Origin of the sequence: Sphingomonas sp. 8AM, from assembly GCF_902506455.1 — a bacterium.
Lineage (GTDB): Bacteria > Pseudomonadota > Alphaproteobacteria > Sphingomonadales > Sphingomonadaceae > Sphingomonas.
In genome coordinates this window covers 185,176-206,725 of record NZ_LR733844.1, presented here as the reverse complement: position 1 = coordinate 206,725, position 21,550 = coordinate 185,176, and the positions used below count along the sequence as shown (strand labels likewise).

At 68.1% G+C, this 21,550-nt stretch carries 26 protein-coding genes; 14 read left to right on the top strand and 12 right to left on the bottom strand.

Going from position 1 to position 21,550, the window contains the following annotated elements; all coding sequences use genetic code 11:
* The first annotated feature begins 117 nt into the window (after positions 1–117).
* The 6 genes from BACI71_RS01095 to BACI71_RS01070 all read left to right on the top strand — a co-directional run bounded on the left by BACI71_RS01095 (position 118) and on the right by BACI71_RS01070 (position 4,847).
* Complete coding sequence (locus BACI71_RS01095; RefSeq protein WP_236553045.1) at positions 118–1,623, top strand: SulP family inorganic anion transporter; 1,506 nt, start codon at positions 118–120, stop codon at positions 1,621–1,623.
* Positions 1,624–1,783: 160 nt separating this feature from the next.
* Entirely contained in the window at positions 1,784–2,653 is an 870-nt protein-coding gene (locus BACI71_RS01090) for a TorF family putative porin (protein ID WP_159753889.1), read from the top strand.
* Positions 2,654–2,758: 105 nt separating this feature from the next.
* Entirely contained in the window at positions 2,759–3,655 is an 897-nt protein-coding gene (locus BACI71_RS01085; protein WP_159753886.1) for a tetratricopeptide repeat protein, read from the top strand.
* Positions 3,652–4,275, top strand: a complete 624-nt coding sequence (locus BACI71_RS01080) for an LON peptidase substrate-binding domain-containing protein (protein ID WP_159753883.1) — start codon at positions 3,652–3,654, stop codon at positions 4,273–4,275. The genes BACI71_RS01085 and BACI71_RS01080 overlap by 4 nt, the downstream gene beginning before the upstream one ends.
* Positions 4,272–4,451, top strand: a complete 180-nt coding sequence (locus BACI71_RS01075) for a Trm112 family protein (protein WP_159753880.1) — start codon at positions 4,272–4,274, stop codon at positions 4,449–4,451. Before BACI71_RS01080 ends, BACI71_RS01075 begins: the two co-directional genes overlap by 4 nt.
* 141 nt (positions 4,452–4,592) lie before the next feature.
* A complete protein-coding gene (locus BACI71_RS01070; protein WP_236552755.1) occupies positions 4,593–4,847 on the top strand; it encodes a hypothetical protein in 255 nt (84 codons plus the stop codon).
* Positions 4,848–4,881: 34 nt separating this feature from the next.
* Here BACI71_RS01070 and msrA read toward each other — a convergent pair whose 3' ends face one another.
* From msrA to pabB, 4 genes are all read right to left on the bottom strand, one after another.
* Positions 4,882–5,535 carry a peptide-methionine (S)-S-oxide reductase MsrA gene (gene msrA / locus BACI71_RS01065; protein ID WP_159753874.1) on the bottom strand — a complete coding sequence of 218 codons (654 nt, stop codon included), beginning with the start codon at positions 5,533–5,535 and terminating at the stop codon, positions 4,882–4,884.
* A 52-nt stretch (positions 5,536–5,587) separates the two neighbouring features.
* A complete protein-coding gene (locus tag BACI71_RS01060; RefSeq protein WP_159753871.1) occupies positions 5,588–5,728 on the bottom strand; it encodes a hypothetical protein in 141 nt (46 codons plus the stop codon).
* A 202-nt stretch (positions 5,729–5,930) separates the two neighbouring features.
* Positions 5,931–7,130 (bottom strand): pyridoxal phosphate-dependent aminotransferase, encoded by a 1,200-nt coding sequence (locus BACI71_RS01055; protein WP_159753868.1) that lies wholly within the window; start codon positions 7,128–7,130, stop codon positions 5,931–5,933.
* Positions 7,131–7,178: 48 nt separating this feature from the next.
* Positions 7,179–8,924 carry an aminodeoxychorismate synthase component I gene (gene pabB / locus BACI71_RS01050; protein ID WP_443018491.1) on the bottom strand — a complete coding sequence of 582 codons (1,746 nt, stop codon included), beginning with the start codon at positions 8,922–8,924 and terminating at the stop codon, positions 7,179–7,181.
* 112 nt (positions 8,925–9,036) lie between these two features.
* Between pabB and BACI71_RS01045 the strand changes: the two genes are divergently transcribed.
* From BACI71_RS01045 to BACI71_RS01015, 7 genes are all read left to right on the top strand, one after another.
* Positions 9,037–9,696, top strand: coding sequence for an MBL fold metallo-hydrolase (locus tag BACI71_RS01045; RefSeq protein WP_159753862.1), 660 nt, complete (start codon positions 9,037–9,039; stop codon positions 9,694–9,696).
* A 212-nt stretch (positions 9,697–9,908) separates the two neighbouring features.
* Positions 9,909–10,088 (top strand): 50S ribosomal protein L32, encoded by a 180-nt coding sequence (rpmF, locus tag BACI71_RS01040; RefSeq protein WP_028967316.1) that lies wholly within the window; start codon positions 9,909–9,911, stop codon positions 10,086–10,088.
* Positions 10,089–10,131: 43 nt separating this feature from the next.
* Complete coding sequence (gene plsX, locus BACI71_RS01035) at positions 10,132–11,166, top strand: phosphate acyltransferase PlsX (protein ID WP_159760714.1); 1,035 nt, start codon at positions 10,132–10,134, stop codon at positions 11,164–11,166.
* Positions 11,163–12,143 (top strand): beta-ketoacyl-ACP synthase III, encoded by a 981-nt coding sequence (locus BACI71_RS01030; protein ID WP_159753859.1) that lies wholly within the window; start codon positions 11,163–11,165, stop codon positions 12,141–12,143. Before plsX ends, BACI71_RS01030 begins: the two co-directional genes overlap by 4 nt.
* Before the next feature lie 91 nt (positions 12,144–12,234).
* Positions 12,235–12,531, top strand: coding sequence for an integration host factor subunit alpha (locus BACI71_RS01025; protein ID WP_159753856.1), 297 nt, complete (start codon positions 12,235–12,237; stop codon positions 12,529–12,531).
* A gap of 5 nt (positions 12,532–12,536) precedes the next feature.
* The gene (locus BACI71_RS01020) at positions 12,537–12,884 is read left to right on the top strand and encodes a MerR family transcriptional regulator (protein WP_159753853.1); all 348 of its coding nucleotides are present in this window, start codon (positions 12,537–12,539) and stop codon (positions 12,882–12,884) included.
* Positions 12,885–12,922: 38 nt separating this feature from the next.
* Positions 12,923–13,669: a polysaccharide deacetylase family protein gene (locus BACI71_RS01015; protein ID WP_159753850.1), complete on the top strand. Its 747-nt coding sequence runs from the start codon at positions 12,923–12,925 to the stop codon at positions 13,667–13,669.
* On the opposite strand, the gene BACI71_RS01010 is transcribed toward BACI71_RS01015, so the two are convergent.
* The 8 genes from BACI71_RS01010 to pyrE form a co-directional block, all read right to left on the bottom strand.
* Complete coding sequence (locus BACI71_RS01010) at positions 13,624–14,808, bottom strand: glycosyltransferase (RefSeq protein WP_159753847.1); 1,185 nt, start codon at positions 14,806–14,808, stop codon at positions 13,624–13,626. The two genes, BACI71_RS01015 and BACI71_RS01010, sit on opposite strands and share 46 nt — an antisense overlap.
* Positions 14,809–14,823: 15 nt before the next feature.
* Complete coding sequence (locus BACI71_RS01005; protein WP_159753844.1) at positions 14,824–15,345, bottom strand: DUF2141 domain-containing protein; 522 nt, start codon at positions 15,343–15,345, stop codon at positions 14,824–14,826.
* The gene (locus BACI71_RS01000; RefSeq protein ID WP_159753841.1) at positions 15,327–16,247 is read right to left on the bottom strand and encodes a hypothetical protein; all 921 of its coding nucleotides are present in this window, start codon (positions 16,245–16,247) and stop codon (positions 15,327–15,329) included. The genes BACI71_RS01005 and BACI71_RS01000 overlap by 19 nt, the downstream gene beginning before the upstream one ends.
* Positions 16,248–16,364: 117 nt before the next feature.
* The gene (locus tag BACI71_RS00995) at positions 16,365–17,459 is read right to left on the bottom strand and encodes an AI-2E family transporter (protein WP_159753838.1); all 1,095 of its coding nucleotides are present in this window, start codon (positions 17,457–17,459) and stop codon (positions 16,365–16,367) included.
* Positions 17,456–18,424 (bottom strand): signal peptidase I, encoded by a 969-nt coding sequence (gene lepB, locus BACI71_RS00990; protein ID WP_201297267.1) that lies wholly within the window; start codon positions 18,422–18,424, stop codon positions 17,456–17,458. The genes BACI71_RS00995 and lepB overlap by 4 nt, the downstream gene beginning before the upstream one ends.
* Complete coding sequence (acpS, locus tag BACI71_RS00985; RefSeq protein ID WP_159753831.1) at positions 18,408–18,827, bottom strand: holo-ACP synthase; 420 nt, start codon at positions 18,825–18,827, stop codon at positions 18,408–18,410. Before acpS ends, lepB begins: the two co-directional genes overlap by 17 nt.
* A 10-nt stretch (positions 18,828–18,837) precedes the next feature.
* Positions 18,838–19,566, bottom strand: a complete 729-nt coding sequence (locus BACI71_RS00980; RefSeq protein WP_159753827.1) for a pyridoxine 5'-phosphate synthase — start codon at positions 19,564–19,566, stop codon at positions 18,838–18,840.
* A 2-nt stretch (positions 19,567–19,568) separates the two neighbouring features.
* Positions 19,569–20,153 carry an orotate phosphoribosyltransferase gene (gene pyrE / locus BACI71_RS00975; protein WP_159753824.1) on the bottom strand — a complete coding sequence of 195 codons (585 nt, stop codon included), beginning with the start codon at positions 20,151–20,153 and terminating at the stop codon, positions 19,569–19,571.
* A 188-nt stretch (positions 20,154–20,341) separates the two neighbouring features.
* Here pyrE and coxB point away from each other — a divergent pair, with 188 nt between their 5' ends.
* Positions 20,342–21,547 carry a cytochrome c oxidase subunit II gene (gene coxB, locus BACI71_RS00970; RefSeq protein ID WP_159753821.1) on the top strand — a complete coding sequence of 402 codons (1,206 nt, stop codon included), beginning with the start codon at positions 20,342–20,344 and terminating at the stop codon, positions 21,545–21,547.
* The last annotated feature ends 3 nt before the right edge of the window (positions 21,548–21,550 follow it).

The following is a 21,550-nucleotide window of genomic DNA, read 5'->3' as shown; positions in this document are numbered from 1 at the left end:
CGTGGCGATCGCAGGCGAACGCACCCGGGTGATCGCGGCGCGATCGTCATGGCTCGACGCATAATGGCCAGCACGGTTCCACCGGCGGGTGCGGCGGTGACCCGCCCCGGCATCTCGATGCCGTCGATCCCGTTGCTCGGGCGCGACCTGACCGCGTCGATCGTCGTCTTCCTCGTCGCGATGCCCTTGTGCATGGGGATCGCGATCGCCTCGGGCGCGCCTGCCGAAAAGGGGCTCATCACCGGGATCATCGGCGGGATCGTCGTCGGCGCGATCGCGGGTTCGCCGTTGCAGGTCAGCGGCCCGGCCGCCGGGCTGGCGGTGATCGTCTACGAGCTGGTGCGCGATCAGGGGCTGGCAGCGCTCGGGCCGATCCTCGTGGTTGCCGGTGCGGTGCAGGTCGTGGCGGGGGTGTTCCGGCTGGGCGGCTGGTTCAAGGCGATCTCGCCCGCGGTGGTGCACGGCATGCTGGCGGGAATCGGCGTGCTGATCGTCGTCGGGCAGTTCCACGTCCTGTTCGACCATCGCCCGCTGCCGAGCGGGCTCCAGAACCTTGCCGCGATGCCGGGTCGGCTGTTCGGTCTGTCGCCCTCCAACCTGCAAGCCACCGAGTTCGCGTTCGCGGTCGGCGTGGTGACGATCGCGGCGATGATCGGCTGGGAGAAGTTTCGCCCGGCGGCGCTGCGGCTGTTGCCGGGGGCGCTGGTCGGCGTGCTGGTCGGGACGATCGTCTCGCTGCTGTTCGGGCTGGAGGTCGCGCGGGTGCAGGTGCCCGATTCGATCGTCGCAGCAATAGCCCCGCCGAACGGTGAAGGCTTCGCCCGGTTGCTCGATCCCGCCGTGATTGCCGCCGCGGTGGCGATCGCGTTCATCGCTTCGGCCGAGACGTTGCTGTCGGCGGCGGCGGTCGACAAGATGCACGATGGCGTGCGCACCGATTACAACAAGGAGCTGCGTGCGCAGGGCGTCGGCAATCTGCTGTGCGGTTTCGCGGGCGCGCTGCCGATGACCGGGGTGATCGTCCGCAGCTCGGCCAATGTGCAGGCGGGCGCGGCGACGCGACTGTCGGCGATGTTGCACGGCGTGTGGATCCTCGCGTTCGTCGCGGCGCTGCCGTTCGTGCTGAAGCTGATCCCGATGGCGGCGCTGGGCGCGATCCTTGTCGTCACCGGCTTCCGGCTGGTCAGCGTCAAGCATGCCACGCACCTGTTCCGCGACTATGGTGCGTTGCCCGTGCTGATCTGGGCCGCGACGCTCGTCACGGTGGTGTCGACCGACCTGCTGACCGGCGTGCTGGTCGGGATCGGGCTGACGATGCTGGAGCTGATCCCCAACCTCCACCGGCTGCGGCTGCGCGTCTACGAGGGGCAGGAGGCCGATACCCATGCGATCACGCTGGATGGCACCGCGACCTTCGTGACGCTGCCCAGGCTCTCCGAAACGCTCGACCGGGTCCCGGCCGGCACCCCGGTGCGGATCGACGCCACCCGGCTCAGTGCCGTCGATCATACCACGGCGGAGATGCTGCGCGACTGGTTCCAGCGTCGTCGCGCCTCCGGCCAGTCCGTGCAGGTCACTGGCGCGCGTGGCCGGATCGCCACACTGAACGAGGATCAGCACTGAGGTTGCGTACCCGCAATGTTTTGAAACCAATCAGACACATTGCTGCAATGCGGTGCAAATACCTTTATAGTGTGGACCAGCGGTCGCCCTCCCGCTCTGCGTAGCGGGGGAGAGCGAAGCGGATCGCAAGCAGGAGGAGCCTCTACCATCAGGAGGTTCCATGAAGTACGCATTCCTTATTCCCACCGCCATGCTGGCGCTGGCCGCCGTTCCCGCCGCCGCGCAGGAAGAGGCGCCGCCCAAGGCGGTCACCGTCTCCGGTTCGGTCGGTCTGGTCAGCGACTATCGCTTCCGCGGCGTGTCGCAGTCCGACGAGAACCTTGCCGTGCAGGGCGGCTTCACGATTGCGCATGAAAGCGGCGTCTATATCGGTACCTGGGGGTCGAACCTCGCCGGCTGGGGCACGTTCGGCGGCGCAAACATGGAGCTGGACCTGATCGCCGGGTTCAAGACCCCGATCGGCAACGGTGGCACGCTCGACATCGGCGCGACCTGGTACATGTATCCGGGCGGCTTCGATAACACCGACTTCATCGAGCCGTACGCCAAGCTCTCGGGCACCGCGGGGCCGGTCAGCCTGACCGCGGGTGTCGCCTACGCGCCCAAGCAGGAAGCGCTTGGTGCGTGGTCGGCGAACGGTAACGTCGCGGCCAACGTCGATTATCAGAACGGCGTCGGCTACAGCAATCCGGGCGCGAAGGGCGACAATCTCTACGTCTGGGGCGATGCCGCCGCGGGCATCCCGGGCACCGGACTGACCGCCAAGGCGCATATCGGCGCATCGAGCGGCAACAAGGGCCTCGGGCCGTTCGCGACCAGCGTTGCGCCGACCGGCAATTATGCCGACTGGCTGCTGGGGGTCGACTATACGATCCCGAGCACGCCGTTGACCGTCGGCGTAGCGTACGTCGACACCAACATCACCGACCGTAAGGCGGCCTATCTCCAGCCGAGCTTCAGCCGCGGGCAGGACGGCGTCGGCTCGATCGCGGGCGCCAAGGTGGTCTTTGCGCTGACCGCCGCTTTCTGACGGCTGCCTGACCAAAGCGGGTGAGGCGGGGGGTTTGTATCCCCCGCCGCCATCCCACATAAGGGGGCAAGCAATTTCAGGAGTGCCCCCTTGGCCACGTTAGGCATGTCCCCCGCAGAGAAGGAAGCCGTCCAGCGGTTCCGCGCCGACGTCGTCGACCCGTCGATGACGCAGCTCGTGATCGTCGATTTCTGGGCGGAATGGTGCGGACCGTGCAAGGCGCTGACGCCGGTACTGGAGAAGGTCGCGGCGGAATATGCCGACAAGGGCGTGGTGCTGGCCAAGGTCGATACCGACAAGGACCAGTTTATCGCGGCGCAGTTCCAGATCCGCTCGATCCCGACCGTCTATGCGATGTTCCAGGGGCAGCTGGTCGCCGACCTGACCAGCGCGCGCACCGAATCCCAGCTCAAGGCGATGCTCGACCAGTTGCTGCGCCAGTTGCCGATCAGCGGCGAGGCGCAGTCGCAGGACGCCGAGCTGGAGCCGCTGATCGCGATGGGCGAGCAGGTGCTGGCCGAGGGCGATGCCGAGCGCGCGCTGTCGATCTTCGATCAATTGACCGAGATGGCGCCCGAGCATCATGCGGTGCTGTCGGGGCGCATTCGCGCGCTGGTCGCGGCCGGGCAGGTCGAGGAAGCGGAGGCGGCGATCGCGGCGTTGCCCGAGGATGTTGCGAAGCTGCCGGACGTGCAGCGCGCGGCGGCGGCGCTGGCGCTCGCCAGATCGGCGCCGGCGGTCGACGATCTCGCCCCGCTGGAGGCGGCCGTGGCAGCGAATCCCGACGACCTTCAGGCGCGCTTCGATCTCGCCAATGCGCGGATGGCCGCGGGCGATCGCGAGGCCGCGGCGAGCGGCTTCCTGTCGATCGTCGCGGCCGACCGCGCCTGGAATGACGATGCGGCGCGCCAGCAATTGCTCAAGCTGTTCGAGGTCGTCGGGCTCGAAGATCCGTGGGTATCGGCGCAGCGGCGCAAGCTGTCGGCGATCCTGTTCGGATGACCGACACGACGCGGCTCTCGATCTTTCCGCTGCCGGGGGCGCTGCTGTTCCCGCAGTTGCACCTGCCGCTGCACATCTTCGAGCCACGCTATCGCGCGATGGTATCGGACGCGATGGCGCGCGACCGGCGGATCGCGATGATCCAGCCGCGTCCCGACAGCGAGGACCCCGACGCGCCCGATCTATTCGACATCGGCTGCGTCGGGCGGATCGCCGAGGTCGAGGCGCTCGACGACGGGCGCTACAATCTGATTCTGCAAGGGCTGTCGCTGTTCCGCGTGCGGCGCGAGCTGGTGGTGACGACGCCGTTCCGGCAGGTCGAGGCCGAGCTGTTGCCGGTGACCGAGGACGAGACGCTGTCGCTGGGTGCGCGCGCCTCGCTGGAGATGGAAGCGCGGCGGTTCGCGGAGGCGCATGGTTACAGCGTCGACTGGAAGTCGGTTGGACGGCTCGACGACGTCAGCCTCGTCAACGGTGTGGCGCAGATCGCGCCGTTCGACGTCGCGGCGAAGCAGGCGCTGCTGGAGGCGCCCGATCTGGCGACGCGCGCCGAGATGCTGGTGCAGTTGATGCAATTCTTCGGCCGCCACGATGGCGAGGACCGGGTGACGCTGCAATGACGATCGATCCGTGGTTGCTCGAGCGGCTGGTATGCCCGGCGACGCGGACGCCGCTGCGCTATGATGCCGAGCGGCACGAGCTGGTGTCGGAGGTGGCGGGCGTCGCCTATCCGGTGCGCGACGGGGTGCCGGTGTTGCTGGTCGAGGTAGCGCGGCGGCTGCCCTCACGTCTCTGACGGGTCGCTGGTTCGAGGCTGAAGCGACCGCGACGTCAAAGCGGGTCAGAGGAAAGTTTGATCGGTGACCAGTGCGTCCTATTCTCCTCCGAGACGGGATATGGATCGATGTCGAACCGAACTGCAAGTCGGCCGGAGGACGTGCTGCCCGATCACCTGGATCGCATCGAGGTGGACGGATTGACGTTGCGCAAGGGTACGGTGGCGGCTTTTCTCCGGAACGCCATTCGCTGGACTGACCCCGCGACGCCGCCGGATGATCGGGAAACCCTGAGCTCAGCGATCGTCGAGGCCGTACCGGCACTTCGGACCCTTGGCTTGCTTGTGATTTTCGAAGCCCGCGACCCTGAGCTACGGCGTTTGATCGCGGACGTTCCGGAGGTCGGCCGGATATGACCTGCGCGCGAGCGACCGGAGCCGAGCGGAGAACCTAGCGAGCTGCCAGTTGCGGGAAAGCGGCGCGGAAGCCCGCGACCTTCGGCTTGTCCCAGCGGACGATATAGGGGTGCGCCGGGTTCCGGCGGAAGAAGTCCTGATGGTAGGTTTCGGCCAGATAAAAGCGCCCCGGCTCCAGCCGCGTCACGATCGGCTGCGTGAAGGCGTGCGCCTGTCCCAACTGCGCGATATAGGCGGCGGCGACGGCGCGCTGTTCCGGCGTCTGTGGAAAGATCGCCGAGCGATAGCTGGTGCCGCTGTCTGGGCCCTGCCGGTTCAACTGCGTCGGATCATGCGCGATCGAGAAATAGACGCGCAGCAACGTCGCATAGCTGACGACGCGCGGGTCGTAGGTGATGCGGATCGCCTCGGCATGGCGGGTCGTCTCGCTGCTGACTGCCTCGTAATTGGCGGTCTGCGGCGTGCCGCCGGCATAGCCCGCCACCACGTCGCGGACGCCCTTAACTTGCTGAAACACCGCCTCCATGCCCCAGAAGCAGCCGCCCGCCAACACGGCGGTCTGCAGGCCGCCGCTCGCGGGCACGTCATGCGCCGCGGCGGGGATCGGGACGGCGCGTTCAGCCTCGGCGGTGCCGCAGCCGGCGAGCAGGAGCGGCAGTGCCGCAGCGAAGGTGAGAAAGCGCGTCATACGCCTGATATGGGTTCGCGAGGGTCGCTACGCCAGAGCAACCCCGGATGGATCAGCGCGTGGCGTGGGTGGCCGCGTAAGCGTTACCAGGCATCTCGGGTTGGGTGGCGTGCATCGCCAGCATCCCGGCGGCACCGATCAGGAAACCACCCGCGAACTGCCATGCGAAGCTGGACGTGATGAAGCGGATCATCAGTTGCTCTCTTTTCCTTGGCCGCGTGCGCGGCATGTCGCTCGATCGTCGTCACGTCGTGGGAGCGGGTGACGACCACCGCAACATCAGCCCCGACGCCTGAACGGCGGCTTGGCCATCCATTCATCTGACGTCGATATAGGGACAGCGACGCTGCCCCTCCATCGCAGAGTGCGAAAGCGATCGTTTCGGAAAAGCGCGCTTATTTCAGCGCGGCACACGCCGCCTGGATGCGCTGGCACGCCTCGGTGAGCAGCGCCTCCGAGGTGGCGTAGCTGATCCGCATCGCCGGCGAGACCCCGAACGCAACCCCCTGCACCGCCGCGACCTTCGCATCGTCGAGCAGATAGCCGACGAAGTCGCTGTCGGTCTCGATCCGCTTGCCGGCGGGGGTCGACTTGCCAATCACGCCCGCCACGCCCGGATAGACGTAGAAGGCGCCCTCGGGCTTCGGGCAGGTGATGCCCTCGGCGGCGTTGAGCATGTCGACGACAAGATCGCGGCGGACCTGAAACGCCTGCGCGCGCTCCTTGAGGAACGACTGGTCGCCGGTCAGCGCTGCTGTCGCGGCGGCCTGCGCGATCGAGCACGGGTTGCTGGTCGATTGCGACTGGAGCTTGGCCATCGCCTTGATGAGCCACGTCGCGCCGGCCGCGAAACCGATCCGCCAGCCGGTCATCGCATAGGCCTTCGAGCAGCCGTTGACGGTCAGCGTCCGCTCGTAGAGCGACGGGCAGACCTCGGCGATCGTCGCGAAGCGGAAATCGTCATAGACGATATGCTCGTACATATCGTCGGCGAAGATCCAGACGTGTGGATGCCGCTCCAGCACCGCGCCCAGCGCCTTCAGCTCGTCGACAGTATAGGCCGCGCCGGTCGGGTTGGAAGGCGAGTTCAGGATCAGCCACTTGGTCTTCGGCGTGATCGCCGCCTCGAGCATCGCCGGGGTCAGCTTGTAGCCGACGTCCGCGCCCGCCGCGACGATCACCGGCGTCGCGCCCGCGAACTGCACGACGTCGGGGTAGCTGACCCAATAAGGCGCGGGGACGATGACCTCGTCGCCGGCGTCGAGCGTCGCGACCAAAGCGTTGAAGAGGGTGTGCTTGCCGCCGACGTTCACGCTGATCTGCGCCGGGGTGTAATCGAGGCGATTGTCGCGCTTGAACTTGGCGACGATCGCCTCCTTCAGCTCCGTGGTGCCGTCGACGTTGGTATATTTGGTCTTGCCGACGCGGATCGCCGCGATCGCGGCCTCTTTGACGAAATCGGGCGTATCGAAATCGGGCTCACCCGCGCCCAGGCCGATCACGTCGACGCCGGCCCGCTTCAGCTCCAGCACGCGGCTGGTGATCGCCAGCGTCGGGGAGGGATTGATGCGGTCGAGCGCGGCGGAGGTCTGCATGATGGGCGCCTTTGACTAGGAAGCGCTGCGCCTATGCGACGGTCGGCCTCATTGTGCAACCGACAGCGTCGCCCGCATTAGTCCGCGCAACGCATTCCCGACGAACAGTCCGCCGGTCAGGTCCGCTGCGGTCAGATCGTCCTCGACCGCCGCACCGGTTTCGAGCAGCTCGCCCCGCAACACGCCCGGCAGCAACGGACCGCTGCGCGGCGTGACCAGAGCCCCGTCGCGCGGCACGAACAGATTGGTGAAGCTGCCCTCGGTCAGCCGGCCGTCGGGGGTGTAGAACAGCACCTCGTCCGCCCCGCTCGCCATGCGGGCCGCGTCGTAGAAGCGGCGGTCGCTGGTCTTGTGGCGGAGCCGCCAGTCGCGCTCGCTAACCGGCAACGGCGCGAGCGCGACGCGCAACGGCCGGTCGGGCGGCGGCGGTGCCGCCGCGACCTCAATGGCGATCGCGCCGCCCTGTGACACCATCAGTCGCACGCGCGCCGCCGCGATCAACCGGAAGGTCGCGGCCTGCAATTCGTTGCGCGCGCCATGGCGGTCGAAGGTGAACCCGAGCGCGGTCGCGCTGGCGCGCAGGCGTTCCAGATGCCGCTCGATCCGCAGCAATCCCTCATCGGGGTCGAACGCCATCGTCTCCAGCAGGTCGACGCGGCGCCGCGCACCCGTGAGGAACGCGGCCTTGGCCATCGCCTCGTCCCATTCGTCCTCGATACGCGAGTCGGCGACGATTCCGCCGCCGATCCCGACCACGGCATGATCCGCGCCCTCGTCGACCGTCAGCGTGCGGATCGCGACGTTGAACGCGGCGCTCCCGTCCGCGTCGATCCGGCCGATCGCCCCGGTGTAGGCGCCGCGCGCGCTGCCGCGCTCGACCGCGGCGATCGCCTGCATGGCGCGGACCTTCGGCGCGCCGGTGATCGAGCCGCACGGAAACAGCGCGGATAGCACGTCGACGGCGTCGCGTTCCGGCGCAAGTGTGGCAGTGACCTTCGAGACGAGCTGATGGACGGTCGGATAACGTTCGACCGCGAACAGCTCGGGCACCGCGACGCTCCCCGCGACTGCGACTCGCGACAGATCGTTGCGCATCAGGTCGACGATCATGAGATTCTCGGCGCGCTGCTTCGCATCGGAGGCGAGCGCCCGCGCCACCGCAAGGTCGATGGCCGGATCGGCGTGGCGGCGCGCGGTCCCCTTCATCGGCCGGCTGACGAGCGCGTCGCCGTCGCGGCTGAAGAACAGTTCGGGGGAGAGCGACAGGATCGTCTGCGTGCCGGTCGCGACCAGCGCGCTCCAGCCGGCGGCCGACGCGCGGCGGAGCCCGGCATAGAGCGCGAGCGGATCACCGATGAACGGGACGCGCGCACGGAAGGTGAGGTTCAGTTGGTACAGGTCGCCGGCGCGGATCAGCGCCTGGGCCGCCTCGAACATCGCGCGATAGTCGGCGCGCGACGGCTCCGGCTCCGCCGCGTCCGTCCAGGCGCCGGCCGGATCGGGGAGCAGCGCGGCCACATCCTCGATCTCCTCGTGCCCGTCGAACAGCCCGAACCATGCCAGCGGAGTCGCGGCGGCGGGCTCGCCACCGGCGGCAGGTTCGAATGCCGCGCCTGCCCCGTAGGAAAGGAAGCCGGCCGCGGCGCCACTCCACGCCCGGACCGCCGCGAGCACTTCATGCACTTCCGCTGCGCTGTGCGCCGCAAGGACGCGGTTCGGCGCACGATACAGTCTCGCTCGGTCCAGCCCGGAACGGGCGTCGTGGAGCAGCACGAAAGGGGCGGCGAGGCGCATCGGGACCATTGATGCCCGTGCGTCCTCACACCTGCAAGTCGCGTTGCGTCCGACCAAGGTCGAAGTTAAGTCCGCGCCACCGGTGATCCCGCATCCCGGCAGGAGTTCCCCGATGACCGACACCCCGCTGCGCGCCGCGATCATTCCCGTCACCGCGATCGAACAGAATTGTACGCTGATCTGGTGCACCGCGACGATGAAGGCGGCCGTGGTCGATCCGGGTGGTGACCTGCCGCGCATCCTCGCCGCGGTCGAGCAGGCCGGCGTGACGGTCGAGAAGATCCTGCTGACCCACGGTCATATCGACCATGCGGGTGAGGCCAAGCCGCTTGCCGAGCAACTGGCGGTTCCGATCGAGGGCCCGCACGAGGACGACCGCTTCTGGCTGGCGCGGCTCGACGAGGACGGGCGCAACTGGGGGATTCGCGGTGTGGTGTTCGAGCCCGACCGCTGGCTGGCGGACGGCGATACGGTGACGATCGGCGACCTGACGCTCGACGTCTATCACACACCTGGCCACACCGCCGGTCATGTGATCTTCCATCACGCCCCGTCGCGATTCGCGCAGGTCGGCGACGTGCTGTTCCAGGGCTCAGTGGGGCGCACCGATCTGCCGCAGGGCAATCACAAGCAGCTGATCGAATCGATCGTGACGAAGCTGTGGCCGCTCGGCGACGAGACGGCGTTCATCCCCGGCCACGGCAAGCCGAGCACCTTCGCGCACGAGCGAGCGCACAACATGTTCGTCAGCGACCGCGCGCTTTCCGCCTGAGACGGACACGTCTGCCCGCTCAAAGCGTTGGCAGGGTGGAGGTCATGTGACGGGCTTTACTTGCAACCGCCGGGGAATTCGCTATAGGCGCGGGGCTTCGCGATGCGAGCCGATGCTCGGCTGTCTGCCGCGGCCGGTGCTTGCATCGTCCGCGCGGCACCGTGCACCGGCTCGTCGCTCATATGAACTACTAGACAAATCAAGGTGCCGCGATGGCCGTCCCCAAGCGAAAGACTTCTCCCTCACGCCGTGGCATGCGCCGCGCGCACGACGCTCTGTCGGTAGAGGCGTTCCAGGAATGCCCGAACTGCGGCGAGCTGAAGCGTCCGCACAATCTGTGCACCGCGTGCGGTCACTACAACGGTCGCGAGGTCATCGCGGTCGACGCCTGAGCCTGACCGGGTGCAGGCACAGCTTCGGGAGCGATGTCCAGTGATAGCCGACAGGTCCCGGATCGCCGTCGATGCGATGGGCGGTGATGAGGGGCTGGCGGTGATGCTGGCCGGGGTGGCGCGCGCGTGCCGCCGCTACGACGACGTCAACTATTTGTTGGTCGGCGACGAGGCGGCGATTCGCGACGGGCTGTCGCAGCATCCGAATCTCGCGCAGCATTCCGAAATCGTCCACGCCCCCGATGTGATCGCGGGCGACGAGAAGCCGAGCCAGGCGATCCGGCGGGCGAAGACGACCTCGATGGGCGTCGCGATCGACTGCGTGAAGCAGGGGCGCGCCGCTGCGGCGGTATCCGCCGGCAATACCGGTGCGCTGATGGCGATGGCGAAGCTGTCGCTGCGGACGATGCGCGGCATCGACCGTCCGGCGCTCGCCGCGTTGCTGCCGACGCTCGGCGACAATGATTGCGTGATGCTCGATCTCGGCGCGAATACCGAGTGCGATGCGCGCAACCTCGTGCAGTTTGCGGTGATGGGCGCGGCCTATGCGCGCACCACGCTGGAACTGGAGGCGCCGCGCGTCGCGCTGCTCAACATCGGCAGCGAGGATCAGAAGGGCACCGGCGAGATTCGCGACGCCGCACAAATGCTGCGCGCCGCCCCGCATTTGCCGATGAAATTTGCCGGCTTCGTCGAGGGCGACCGGCTGTCGCGCGGCGAGCATGACGTGATCGTCTGCGACGGTTTCTCGGGCAATATCGCACTCAAGACCGCCGAAGGCACCGCGCGCTTCGTCGCCGATTTGCTCAAGCGCGCGTTCCGCAGCTCGGTGCGCTCGAAGGTCGGCTTCCTGATCTCGCGCCCCGCCACCGAGCTGCTGCGCGATCACCTCGATCCCAACAATCACAACGGTGCCGTCTTCCTCGGGCTCAACGGGCTGGTGGTCAAAAGCCATGGCAGCGCGAACGAGCGCGGCGTGGCGACGGCGATCGGCAACGCCGCCAAGATGGTGCGCGCCGACCTGACGCGCCGGATCGTCGAGGATCTGCGCCATTTCGAAGCGAAGGCGGCTGCATGATTCGTGCAGTGCTGACGGGGACCGGCGCGGCGCTGCCCCGGCGTCGCGTCTCGAATGCCGAGCTGGCCGAGCGCGTCGATACGTCGGACGAATGGATCGTCGAGCGCACCGGCATCCGCTTCCGCCATATCGCGGATGATGACGAGACGACCGCGACGCTCGCGCGCGACGCGGCCATCGCGGCGATTGCCGCTGCCGGATTGATCGCGGGCGACATCGACCTGATCGTGCTGGCGACGGCCACTCCCGACAACACTTTCCCGGCCACCGCCACCAAGGTGCAGGCGATGCTGGAGATTGGCGATTGCGTCGCCTTCGACGTCGCGGCGGTCTGCTCGGGCTTCCTCTATGCGGTGCAGGTTGCCGACAGCATGATCCGCGCCGGCGCGCACCGCCGTGCGCTGGTGATCGGTGCCGAGACGTTCAGCCGCATCCTCGACTGGGAGGATCGCACCACCTGCGTCCTGTTCGGCGACGGTGCGGGGGCGATCGTTCTGGAAGCGCGCGAATCCATTGAAGATGTCACCGACGCCGGCGCGCGTGGCGTGCTGGCGACGCGGCTCCATGCCGATGGTCGCCATAATGGGTTGCTTTATGTCGATGGTGGACCGTCCACCACCGGGACCGTCGGCAAGCTGCGGATGAAGGGACGGGAGGTGTTTCGCCATGCCGTCGTCAACCTGGCCGCGGTAATGGAGGAGGCGTTGCAGGCCGCCGGACTGCCCTCTGACGCCGTCGACTGGGTGGTTCCGCACCAGGCCAACGCCCGCATTCTCGACGCCACCGCGCGCAAACTTTCCCTGCCGTCTGAAAAGGTTATCGTCACCGTCGACCAGCATGCCAACACCTCTGCGGCGTCGGTTCCGCTGGCACTGGATCAGGCGGTGCGCGACGGCCGGATCAAGCCGGGGCACCTCGTCGTGCTCGAGGCGATGGGCGGCGGATTCACCTGGGGAGCTGCGGTCATCCGCATGTAGGCCGCGACGGGCGGCTGCATCGACAATTTGCGCAAGGCGTTATAAGCGTGAGGCGAATTGTTGAACCTTTCCGGGGGGTAGAGGGAAGTCGATGACTGAAGCAGGTACGTTGACGCGCGCCGATCTGGCGGAGTCGCTTCATAAGCAGGTGGGCCTGTCCCGCGCCGATTCATCGCGGCTGGTCGAGCAGATCCTCGACAATATGTGCGGTGCGCTGTCGAAGGGTGAGAACGTCAAGATCTCGGGCTTCGGCACGTTCGTGCTGCGCGACAAGGGCGAGCGGATCGGCCGCAATCCCAAGACGGGCGTCGAGGTTCCGATCGCGCCGCGGCGGGTGCTGACCTTCCGGGCGAGCCAGATGATGCGTGACCGCATCGTCGGGGGCTGAGCGCATTGGCGTCGGACGCCAAATCCGCCGCCGCGTTTCGCACCATCGGCGAGGTCGCCCAGGCGACCGGCCTCGCGCCGCATATCCTGCGGTATTGGGAAAGTCGCTTTCCGCAACTCCGGCCGGTGACGCGCGCGGGTAATCGCCGTTACTACCGGCCGGAAGATGTGGCGCTGGTCGAGCGGATCGACCAATTGCTCAACCGCGAGGGCTATACAATCAAGGGCGTGCAGCAATTGCTCGCCCGCGATCCCGCCGTTCCGGCTCCGGCACCCGCGCCGGTATCCGCTGCCGCCACGCCGACGCTGGTTGCGATCCGCGACCTGCTCGCCCGTGCGATCACCGACGACTGAGGCTTGCGCCGGCGCGGCCGGGTGCGCATGTGCCGGGCATGAAGCGTCTGCTCGCCTCCATCCACGATGTCTCGCCGCGGTTCGAGCGCGAGGTCGATCAATTGCTCGACCGGCTGGCGCCCCATGTGGGCGAGCGACTGGCGATGCTGGTCGTCCCCGATCATTGGGGCAGCGCGCCGTGGACGCCTGCCTTTTCCGCCCGCTTGCGGCGCTGGGCCGATACCGGCGTCGAGATGTTCGTCCATGGCTGGTTCCACCGCGACGATGCCGCGCATAGCGGTGTGGCGGCGATCAAGGCGAAGCGAATGACCGCGGGCGAGGGCGAATTCCTAGGCCTCGATCACGCCGAGGCGCTGACGCGAATGCGGCGCGGCAAGACGCTGCTGGAAGACGCGACCGGCCGGCCGGCGGCGGGGTTCATCGCCCCGGCCTGGCTCTATTCGGACGATGCCCGCGCCGCGCTTGCCGACGCCGGCTTCGCGCTCGCCGAGGATCACGCGCGGGTGTGGGCACCGGGTGGTGCCGTGGTGGCGCGCGGGCCCGTCATCACCTGGGCGAGTCGCAGCGACACGCGGGCACTTAGTTCGCTGGCGGCGGCGTCGGTGCTGCGTCATGCGCTCCAGCCGCTGCCGACGGTCCGGGTCGCGGTGCATCCCGGCGACGTGACGCGCCCGGCGCTGCTCCGCAGCATCGACCGCACCTTTCGGGCGTTCTCGCGCGGCGGGCGCCGCCCGGCGGCCTACGCCGATCTGCTGACCGAAGTGCCGGCCTCGATCAGCGTCTGATAATGCGCGATCAGCGCCTGCGCATGTTCGCGGTCGCTCCACACCTTCGGCGCGGCGATCGCGGCCGCACGGTGCAGCAATTGCTTGTCGCGCGACGCCAGTGCGACGATCGCCCGCGCGCAGTCATAGGCATCGCCGCTGCGGAACCATTCGCCATATTCGGGCTTAGGCACCGCCGCCGCGCCGCCACGGTCGGGGACGATCAGCGGCAGCCCCGAGGCAAGCGCCTCCGAGGCGACCAGCCCGAACGTCTCGGTATCACAGCCATGGACGAGCGCGTCGGCGCTGGCCATGATCGAGGCGAGCTGCCCGCGGTGATAAATCGGCTGAAACATCCGCACATGCGGGCTTTCGGCGATGTGCCGCTCCAGCGTTCGCGTGTCCGGCCCCAGCCCGAGCAGCACAAGCCCGACCGGCCGCTTCGCCCCCGCGCGGCGCACGGCATCGATCACCATCGGCCAGCGCTTCTCGGGATGGTGCCGCCCGACCCCGATCAACAGGAGCGCATCCTCGGGAAGTCCACATTGTTCGAGCATCGCGGCGCGAAGCGTCGGGCTGCGCAATGCGGGTGAGAAATGCTCGCGCTCGATCCCCAGCGTCATGGTCGCGTCGACGCGGATGCCGCGGGCGCGCAGCCGCTCGGTCAGCACCGGACCATTGGTGACGACGGTGTCGAACCGGTCCAGCCAGCGGTTCATGTAGCGATCGTACCAGCCGAACGCGCGCTCGATCGTCGCTTCCGAGGCGACTCGCGCAAACCAGCGCTTGGGATAGGTTTCGAGATTGTCGTTGTGCATGAACCACGATCGCAGCGCGTCGCCCTGCCACTCGGCAACGATCGCCGCCGAGCGCCACGGCGCACAATTCTCGACCACGTCGGGGTGGTAATGGTCAAGCAGCGCATGGACCGGCGCCGCGTCCCAGAACAGCCCGTAGTTCGAGTCGAACGGAATGCCCGGCGACTTGACGTAATGGATGCGCGCGCCGCCCGGACGCTCCTCGACGAGGTCCTCGCGCCCGGGAGCGATCACGATCTGCTGGTGCCCCAGTTCGGACATCAGTGCCATCTTGCGGTCGAGATACGAGCGTACCCCGCCGCCGGTCGGCGAGTAGAATTCGTTGACGTCGACGATCCGCATGGTCCGGTCCCCCAATCAGCGCATGAAACCGAAGCCGCCCAGCCCGCGCAGATATTGTGCGCGGATCGTGGTGCGGGTGATGCCGGGACCGGCGTCGATCAGCGCGTCGACCAGCTTGGGGCGCGCGCGTCCGATCTTGTGGTTGCTGGGGAAGCCCGCGCCGTCGCTCCAGAAGTTGAACTTGCGCTTGCCGTCGCGGTCGTGCCCCAGGAACAAGGCGTAGCGGCCCGGATGCGGCACGCGGATGCAGATCGCAGCGTCGCCGGACGCCGGCGGCGCAATCGTCACGCGGCGGAAGAACTTGCCCTGCCGTGCCAGATCGTCGTCACCGGCCAGAAAGTCTTTCTCGTTCGGGGGATACAGCTCCAGCTTCAGCGTGCCGGTACGGTCCTTGAGTCCGGTCACCGTCGCGAGGATCGCCGGGCCCTGCGCGGTGCCGGTGCAGGCCGCGGCATCGCTGCCCAGCACCTGCGCCCCGGCGGGGGGGGCGAGTGCCAGCAGCCCGGCCCCGGCGATCGTCAGCGTTCCTCGCGCCATACGCGCATCCTTTCCGTCACATATACCGCACCGGACAGCAGCAGCAGCAGCCCATGTATCACGATGGTTGACGCTGCGGTGAACGCCATCAGATCCGACAACGACCGGTCATGCCCGATCACCAGTATCGCGAAGTTGGCGAAAAGCAGGTCTTTGTTAGGCAGGAACGGCAAACGCGAGACCAATTGCCGCCCCGCGACCAGGAACAGCCACATGCCCACCGAGACGCTGGGGATCGCCCAGGCCCAGGCCAGCGCGATCGTGACGCAGGTGCCGCCGATCCGCAGCAGGTCGATCCAGAAGATGAACCACAGGTCGCGCCGCGGCAACGAGAAGACGCGCCTGGAGAAAAGGATCAGCGCCAGCGACAGCGCGGTGGCGAACACCAGCGACCAGATCATCGCCTCCACGATCTCGGGACCGATCAACTGATAGCCGAGCGGCAGCGCGACCGCGCCGAGCAACAATGCGGTGACGTTCCCGGTTATACCCGAGACGATCGTTACGTCCTTCACCGCGCCGAACGGCGCGGTGACCATGTCCAGCCGTGCGCGCGCCCAGGCGTAGAAATAGGCGTCGCCCGAGTAGCCGATCAGGATATCGTTCGCGATTCGCTTGCGATTGAGCGCCGTAAAGGCGGCGGCTGGCACGTTCCACAGACGGCGGAAGATGAGGAAGTCGCACACCGGCAGCGTGAAATAGGAGGCGAGGAAGAACAGGTAAAAGCCCCAGGAGGCCGGAGTCGCGCGGCGGATGCCGGCCAACCCGTCGTCGAACAACTCGTAGCCGACACCAACCAGCATCGCGACGCTCAACACCGTCGCCAGCAGCACCGGCCAGCGCCGCCGCAGCGTCTGGACCGGCTTGAGCGCAACCAACGGTGCGACGTCGGCAGCGGGCATGGTCGAGGGAGTTGGTGCTGGCTCGTCGACGCGCAATCGGTTCTTCCTGCGCCCGTTCGTACACGGGACGCGGGCTTTAGCAGCGTCGGGCGGGGTGCGCCAGCCGTGCCACCGCGGTCAGTCGCGCGGCTGACTGTCCTCGACGTTCTCGGACCGGCGCTCCATCGCGGTCTTCAGGATCGCCGTCATCGGGTCGGCGAGTGCCAGGCCCATGATTCCGAATAGCGCACTGGCCAGGATCTGCGCGCCGAGCGTTAACGCCGGCGGCAGATCGACCGTGCGCTTGGCGACCATGGGGATTACGACATAGCCGTCGAAGGTCTGCACCACGACATAGACGACGATCGCCAGCACGCCGATGTGCACGCCCGCCGAGAAGCCGACCGCCACCATCAGCGCACCGGAAATGAACGCGCCGATATTGGGGATGAAAGCCAGCAGACCAGTCAGGATGCCGAGGATCATCGCCATCGGCACCCCGGCGATCCACAAGGCGATCGCCGTCAGCACGCCCTCCAGCGCCATGCCGAGCAGGCGCCCGGCGAGCAGCCGGCGCAGCGTCTGCGCCATCCGCTTGAGCGTCACGGCGAACTCGACGCGATTGCGCTCGGGCACCATCCATTGCAGCCCGCGCTCATAGCCGTGCGGATCGATCGCGATGAACAGCCCGAGCACGACGATCATGAAGCCGCTGGTCAGTGCTCCGGCGGCGGTGCCGAGCCAGCTGGTGACGCGCCCCAGCGACGACATCGCCTGCTTGGCGACGCCGCTGAGGTCGCTCGCGCCCGGCATCAGCCCCTGCGCGCTCAGCCAGCCGCTGACGCGCAGCACCTGCACCTCAACGGTCGAGCGGAGCTGTTGCGCTTGTGCGGTGATCTGGACCCCGGCGAGATAGAAGGTCCCGAGCAGGAAGGCGATCGTCAGCAGGCAGACGATCAGCAGCCGCCAGCTGCGCCCGATCGGCAGCACACGCCCGAGCAGCCGCACCCCGCCATCGAGCAGCGCGGCGAAGACCAGCGCCGCGAAGATGATGAGCAACGGCTGGATCAGCAATACGACCAGTGCGATCGCGCTGGCCATGCCCAGCCACACCGCGGCACGGCGGATTTCGTGACGCGTCGATTCGTCGCGCACTTCGGTGGGGCTTGCACCGGCGCGGACGCGGACCCGCTCGCCACCGGCGTCGATCCGCACCTCGGGCACGTCGCTCATGGGACGCGCGTCGGGTGGAGCGAGGTGCCCGCGCGTCCGCCACGCAGCGCGCGCGGCCACGTCAACGGGTTCCAGCCGGCGCTGCCGTCGACTGAGAAGGTGATGAATTCGGCGCGCCCGCCGATATTCTCATAGGGAACCGGGCCGCCCAGCCCGCGCTCGAACCCGCCCAGCGCGAAGCGGCTGTCGGCGGAGCGGTCGCGATTGTCGCCCATCAGGAAGACGTGGTTGGCCGGGATCGTCACCGGGCCATAATTGTCGCCGACGCTGTCGGGTTCCAGATCGACCGTATCGTAGCGGCGTCCGTTAGGCAGCGTCTCGGTGACGATCGGCAGGTGGCAGATCGCAGTGCCGTCAGCGCGCTCCTGCCGCGCGCCGGGATATTGCGCGGGGTCGCAGGTCGCGTTCGCGTCGACGGGCAGGTCGCGGTAATGGAGCGGACCGCGCGTCACCGGCTTGCCGTTGACGATAACGACTCCGCCGCGCACCGCGAGCGTCTCGCCGGGCAGGCCGATGACGCGTTTGATATAGTCGCTCGACTGGCCCGGCGGAGTGACGATGACCACATCGCCGCGCTCGGGCAGGCTGCCCCATATACGCCCGTGGATGAACGGCACTTGCACCGACCAGCTATCGACCGGCTGGTGGAGCAACGTGCCGCGGAAGATCGCGACCGGATCGGGGATCGTCGGCGAGACGAACGACCAACCATAGGCGAATTTGGAGACCACCAGCCGATCGCCGACCAGCAGGCCGGGCAGCATCGACTCGCTCGGGATGTAGAACGGCTTGGCGATGAAGCTGTGGAAGCCGAGTACCGCCAGCAGCAGCCAGAACAGCCCCTTGATTTCGCCCCACCAGTCGAAGCCGGTGCGCGGCGCGGGTGTCGCGGCCGTGGCAGGCGGGGGCGTGTGGTCGCCGGTCAATGCGATATCCTCTGCCACGCGGTCACTCGGCTCCTGCATGTCGGTCGGCAATGGCCTCGATGATGACGAATGCCTGCGCCCAGGGATGGTCGTCGGTCAATGTCAGGTGGATGCGCGCTTCGTGCCCGGCGGGGATCATCGCATCGAGCCGCGCCTTCGCGCCGCCGGTCAGCGCCAGCGTCGGTGCCCCGGAGGGGGCGTTGACGACGCCGATGTCCTTCATGAACACCCCGGCCTTGAACCCGGTGCCGACCGCCTTGGAGAAGGCCTCCTTGGCGGCGAAGCGCTTGGCGAGCGTCCCGGCCTTGGTGAACGGGCGGCGATCGGCCCTGGCGCGCTCGACATCGGTGAAGACGCGCGCCTCGAACCGTCCGCCGAAGCGCTCGAGCGAATGCGCGATCCGCTCGATATTGCACAGGTCGGAGCCGAGCCCGATGATCACGTGGTCATCCTCATCGGGCCGCTTCCATCAACGCCTTCATCCGCCGGACGCTGTCTTCCAGCCCGGTAAAGATCGCCTCGCCGATCAGAAAATGGCCGATGTTGAGCTCACGAACCTGCGGAATCGCGGCGACAGGCGTGACGTTGTCGAAGGTCAGCCCATGCCCGGCGTGGACCTCGATCCCGTTCTTCGCCGCCAGCGCCGCGGCATCGGCGAGCCGGCGCAGCTCGGCGGTGCGCGCCTCCCCGTCAAGCTCGGCATAGCTGCCGGTGTGCAGTTCGACGACCGGCGCGCCGAGCGCAACCGCCGCCGCGATCTGGCGCGGATCGGGCTCGATGAACAGCGAGACGCGGATGTTTGCCGCACCGAGCGCGCGGACCATCGGTGCGAGCCGGTCGTGCTGCCCGGCAGCGTCGATCCCGCCCTCGGTGGTGCGTTCCTCGCGCTTTTCGGGGACGATACAGGCGGCGTGCGGACGGTGGCGCAGCGCGATCGCGAGCATCTCGTCGGTCGCCGCCATCTCAAGGTTGAGCGGGATCGACAATTCGGCGGAGAGCCGCGCGATGTCTGCGTCGGTGATGTGACGGCGATCCTCGCGCAGATGCGCGGTGATCCCGTCGGCCCCGGCCTGCGCGGCGAGCAGCGCGGCGCGCACTGGATCGGGCAACCCGCCGCCGCGCGCATTTCGTACCGTCGCGACATGGTCGATATTGACCCCGAGGCGAAGGGAACCGCCCATCGTCACGCCGCCGCCCGGCTGCCCGGTTTGATCGCGGGGATCGCTTCGAGTTCAGAGGGGAGGTCGTCGGGCTGGTAGGTCGGCACCTCCAGCCGGATCAGCGGGAAGAACGGCACGCCGATATCTGCCGTGCCGTTCGAGCGGTCGACCAGCGCCGCGCCCGCGATCACGCGGCCGCCGGCGGCCTCGATCGCCTTGATCGCCTCGCGGCTCGACAGGCCGGTGGTGACGACGTCTTCCATCATCAGCACCTCCTGCCCGGGCTCCAGCCGGAAGCCGCGGCGCAGCTCGAAGGTGCCGGTCGGGCGCTCGACGAACATTGCGTCAACGTCGAGCGCGCGCGCCATCTCCTGGCCGGCGATCACCCCGCCCATCGCCGGGGCGACCACCGCGCTGATCTTCGCGCGCAGTTCGGCGGGAATCCGCGTCGCCAGTGCCTCCGCGAGCCGCGCGGCGCGGCGCGGGTTCATCAGCACGCGGGCGCACTGGAGGTAGCGCGGGCTGCGCAACCCCGAGGAAAGGATGAAATGCCCTTCCAGCAGCGCATCGGCAGCGCGGAATTCGGCGAGCACGTCGTCGTCGGTCATCGTGTGCTGTGTCTCCTGCGCGCGCCATAGAAGCGCCGCCGCGCGCGCGCAACGCGCCTTGGTGGAGAAAAGCGCGGACGCACGCCCCCTTGAGGCGAGGGGATGCCGTGCTATAGGCAGGTGCAGGAGGGGCGCTTCGATACGCCCGGTACGCAAATGCGCACCACCACAGGGGTGACGATAAAGAGATGCTGAGAACCGGGATCAAGGGTTGGGTACTGGCAGCGGGCTTCGCGCTGACCGCCCTGACAGGCGCGGGTAGCGCAGGCGCACAGGCGCCGGCTCCGGCCGCGACGTCGCCCGCCACTGCGGCCACCGCCGCGCCGACCGGGCTGCGCCCCGCCGACTCGAATCAGGGTCAGGCAGGCGGTTCGGTGCAGAAGGCCGACGCTGCGCCGCAATCGCCCGCGCTGGCGATGGACGGCGCGCCGGCCTTCAACGCCACCACCTCCGCGCCCGGCGTCGGGCAGCCGCTCGACGGCGTGATTCACATCCAGCCGCAAGTCACCAAGAATGGCCTGCGCGCGCACTGGTTTCACGATCGCATCCTCTTCCCGCTGATCACGATCATCTCGATCCTGGTGCTGGTGCTGCTGGTGGTCGTGGTCGTGAAGTTCCGCGCCAGCGCCAATCCGACGCCGTCGCGGACCAGCCACAACACCGCGATCGAGGTCGCGTGGACGCTGATCCCGGTGCTGATCCTCGTCGCGATCGCGGTGCCGTCGATCGGGCTGCTGCAGGCGCAGTTCAAGCCCGCGCCGGCCGGTGCGGTGACGCTGAAGGCGATCGGCAACCAGTGGTTCTGGAGCTATCAATATCCGGATCACGGCGGGATCGAGATCACCGCCAACATGCTGAAGGAAGCCAATCAGGTCGCCCCCGGCGAGCGCGCACGCACCGACGCCGACGGCCCGCGCCTGCTGGCTGCCGACAATCGCGTCGTACTGCCGGTCGGCGTGCCGATCCGCCTGATCACCACCGCCAATGACGTCATCCACAGCTGGGCGGTGCCGGCGTTCTGGATCAAGCTCGATGCGATCCCGGGCCGGCTGAACGAGACCAGCTTCACGATCGACAAGCCGGGCCTCTATTTCGGCCAGTGCAGCGAATTGTGCGGTGCGCGCCACGCGTTCATGCCGATCGCGGTCGAGGCGGTCACCCCGGCGCAGTTCGCGGCGTGGGTGCGTGCCAAGGGCGGCACGATGCCCGCCCCGGGCAAGGCGTCAAACGCGGTGATCCCGCAGCCGGGCGCCGACAATTCCGCCGCCGCGGCGGACGAGGCGGCGATCGCCAACGCGATGACCGGGCCGACCGAGAACGGGACCGACACTCCCCCCACTTCCCCGCAAGGCGCCACCGGCAATCCGGGCGGCGTCGGCGAAGCCGGACGCTAAGAT

Coding starts and splice junctions, on each gene's coding strand:
- BACI71_RS01075 (WP_159753880.1), top strand. CDS start 4,272: ATGACGATCGATCCGTGGTTGCTCGAGCGGCTGGTATGCCCGGCGACG.
- BACI71_RS01015 (WP_159753850.1), top strand. CDS start 12,923: ATGAAGCGTCTGCTCGCCTCCATCCACGATGTCTCGCCGCGGTTCGAG.
- BACI71_RS01000 (WP_159753841.1), bottom strand. CDS start 16,247: ATGCCCGCTGCCGACGTCGCACCGTTGGTTGCGCTCAAGCCGGTCCAG.
- BACI71_RS00980 (WP_159753827.1), bottom strand. CDS start 19,566: ATGGGCGGTTCCCTTCGCCTCGGGGTCAATATCGACCATGTCGCGACG.
- BACI71_RS01080 (WP_159753883.1), top strand. CDS start 3,652: ATGACCGACACGACGCGGCTCTCGATCTTTCCGCTGCCGGGGGCGCTG.
- BACI71_RS01005 (WP_159753844.1), bottom strand. CDS start 15,345: ATGGCGCGAGGAACGCTGACGATCGCCGGGGCCGGGCTGCTGGCACTC.
- BACI71_RS01095 (WP_236553045.1), top strand. CDS start 118: ATGCCGTCGATCCCGTTGCTCGGGCGCGACCTGACCGCGTCGATCGTC.
- pyrE (WP_159753824.1), bottom strand. CDS start 20,153: ATGACCGACGACGACGTGCTCGCCGAATTCCGCGCTGCCGATGCGCTG.
- BACI71_RS01060 (WP_159753871.1), bottom strand. CDS start 5,728: ATGATCCGCTTCATCACGTCCAGCTTCGCATGGCAGTTCGCGGGTGGT.
- BACI71_RS01055 (WP_159753868.1), bottom strand. CDS start 7,130: ATGCAGACCTCCGCCGCGCTCGACCGCATCAATCCCTCCCCGACGCTG.
- BACI71_RS01030 (WP_159753859.1), top strand. CDS start 11,163: ATGATTCGTGCAGTGCTGACGGGGACCGGCGCGGCGCTGCCCCGGCGT.
- BACI71_RS00995 (WP_159753838.1), bottom strand. CDS start 17,459: ATGAGCGACGTGCCCGAGGTGCGGATCGACGCCGGTGGCGAGCGGGTC.
- coxB (WP_159753821.1), top strand. CDS start 20,342: ATGCTGAGAACCGGGATCAAGGGTTGGGTACTGGCAGCGGGCTTCGCG.
- rpmF (WP_028967316.1), top strand. CDS start 9,909: ATGGCCGTCCCCAAGCGAAAGACTTCTCCCTCACGCCGTGGCATGCGC.
- msrA (WP_159753874.1), bottom strand. CDS start 5,535: ATGACGCGCTTTCTCACCTTCGCTGCGGCACTGCCGCTCCTGCTCGCC.
- BACI71_RS01045 (WP_159753862.1), top strand. CDS start 9,037: ATGACCGACACCCCGCTGCGCGCCGCGATCATTCCCGTCACCGCGATC.
- lepB (WP_201297267.1), bottom strand. CDS start 18,424: ATGCAGGAGCCGAGTGACCGCGTGGCAGAGGATATCGCATTGACCGGC.
- BACI71_RS01010 (WP_159753847.1), bottom strand. CDS start 14,808: ATGCGGATCGTCGACGTCAACGAATTCTACTCGCCGACCGGCGGCGGG.
- BACI71_RS01085 (WP_159753886.1), top strand. CDS start 2,759: ATGTCCCCCGCAGAGAAGGAAGCCGTCCAGCGGTTCCGCGCCGACGTC.
- pabB (WP_443018491.1), bottom strand. CDS start 8,924: ATGCGCCTCGCCGCCCCTTTCGTGCTGCTCCACGACGCCCGTTCCGGG.
- BACI71_RS01025 (WP_159753856.1), top strand. CDS start 12,235: ATGACTGAAGCAGGTACGTTGACGCGCGCCGATCTGGCGGAGTCGCTT.
- BACI71_RS01090 (WP_159753889.1), top strand. CDS start 1,784: ATGAAGTACGCATTCCTTATTCCCACCGCCATGCTGGCGCTGGCCGCC.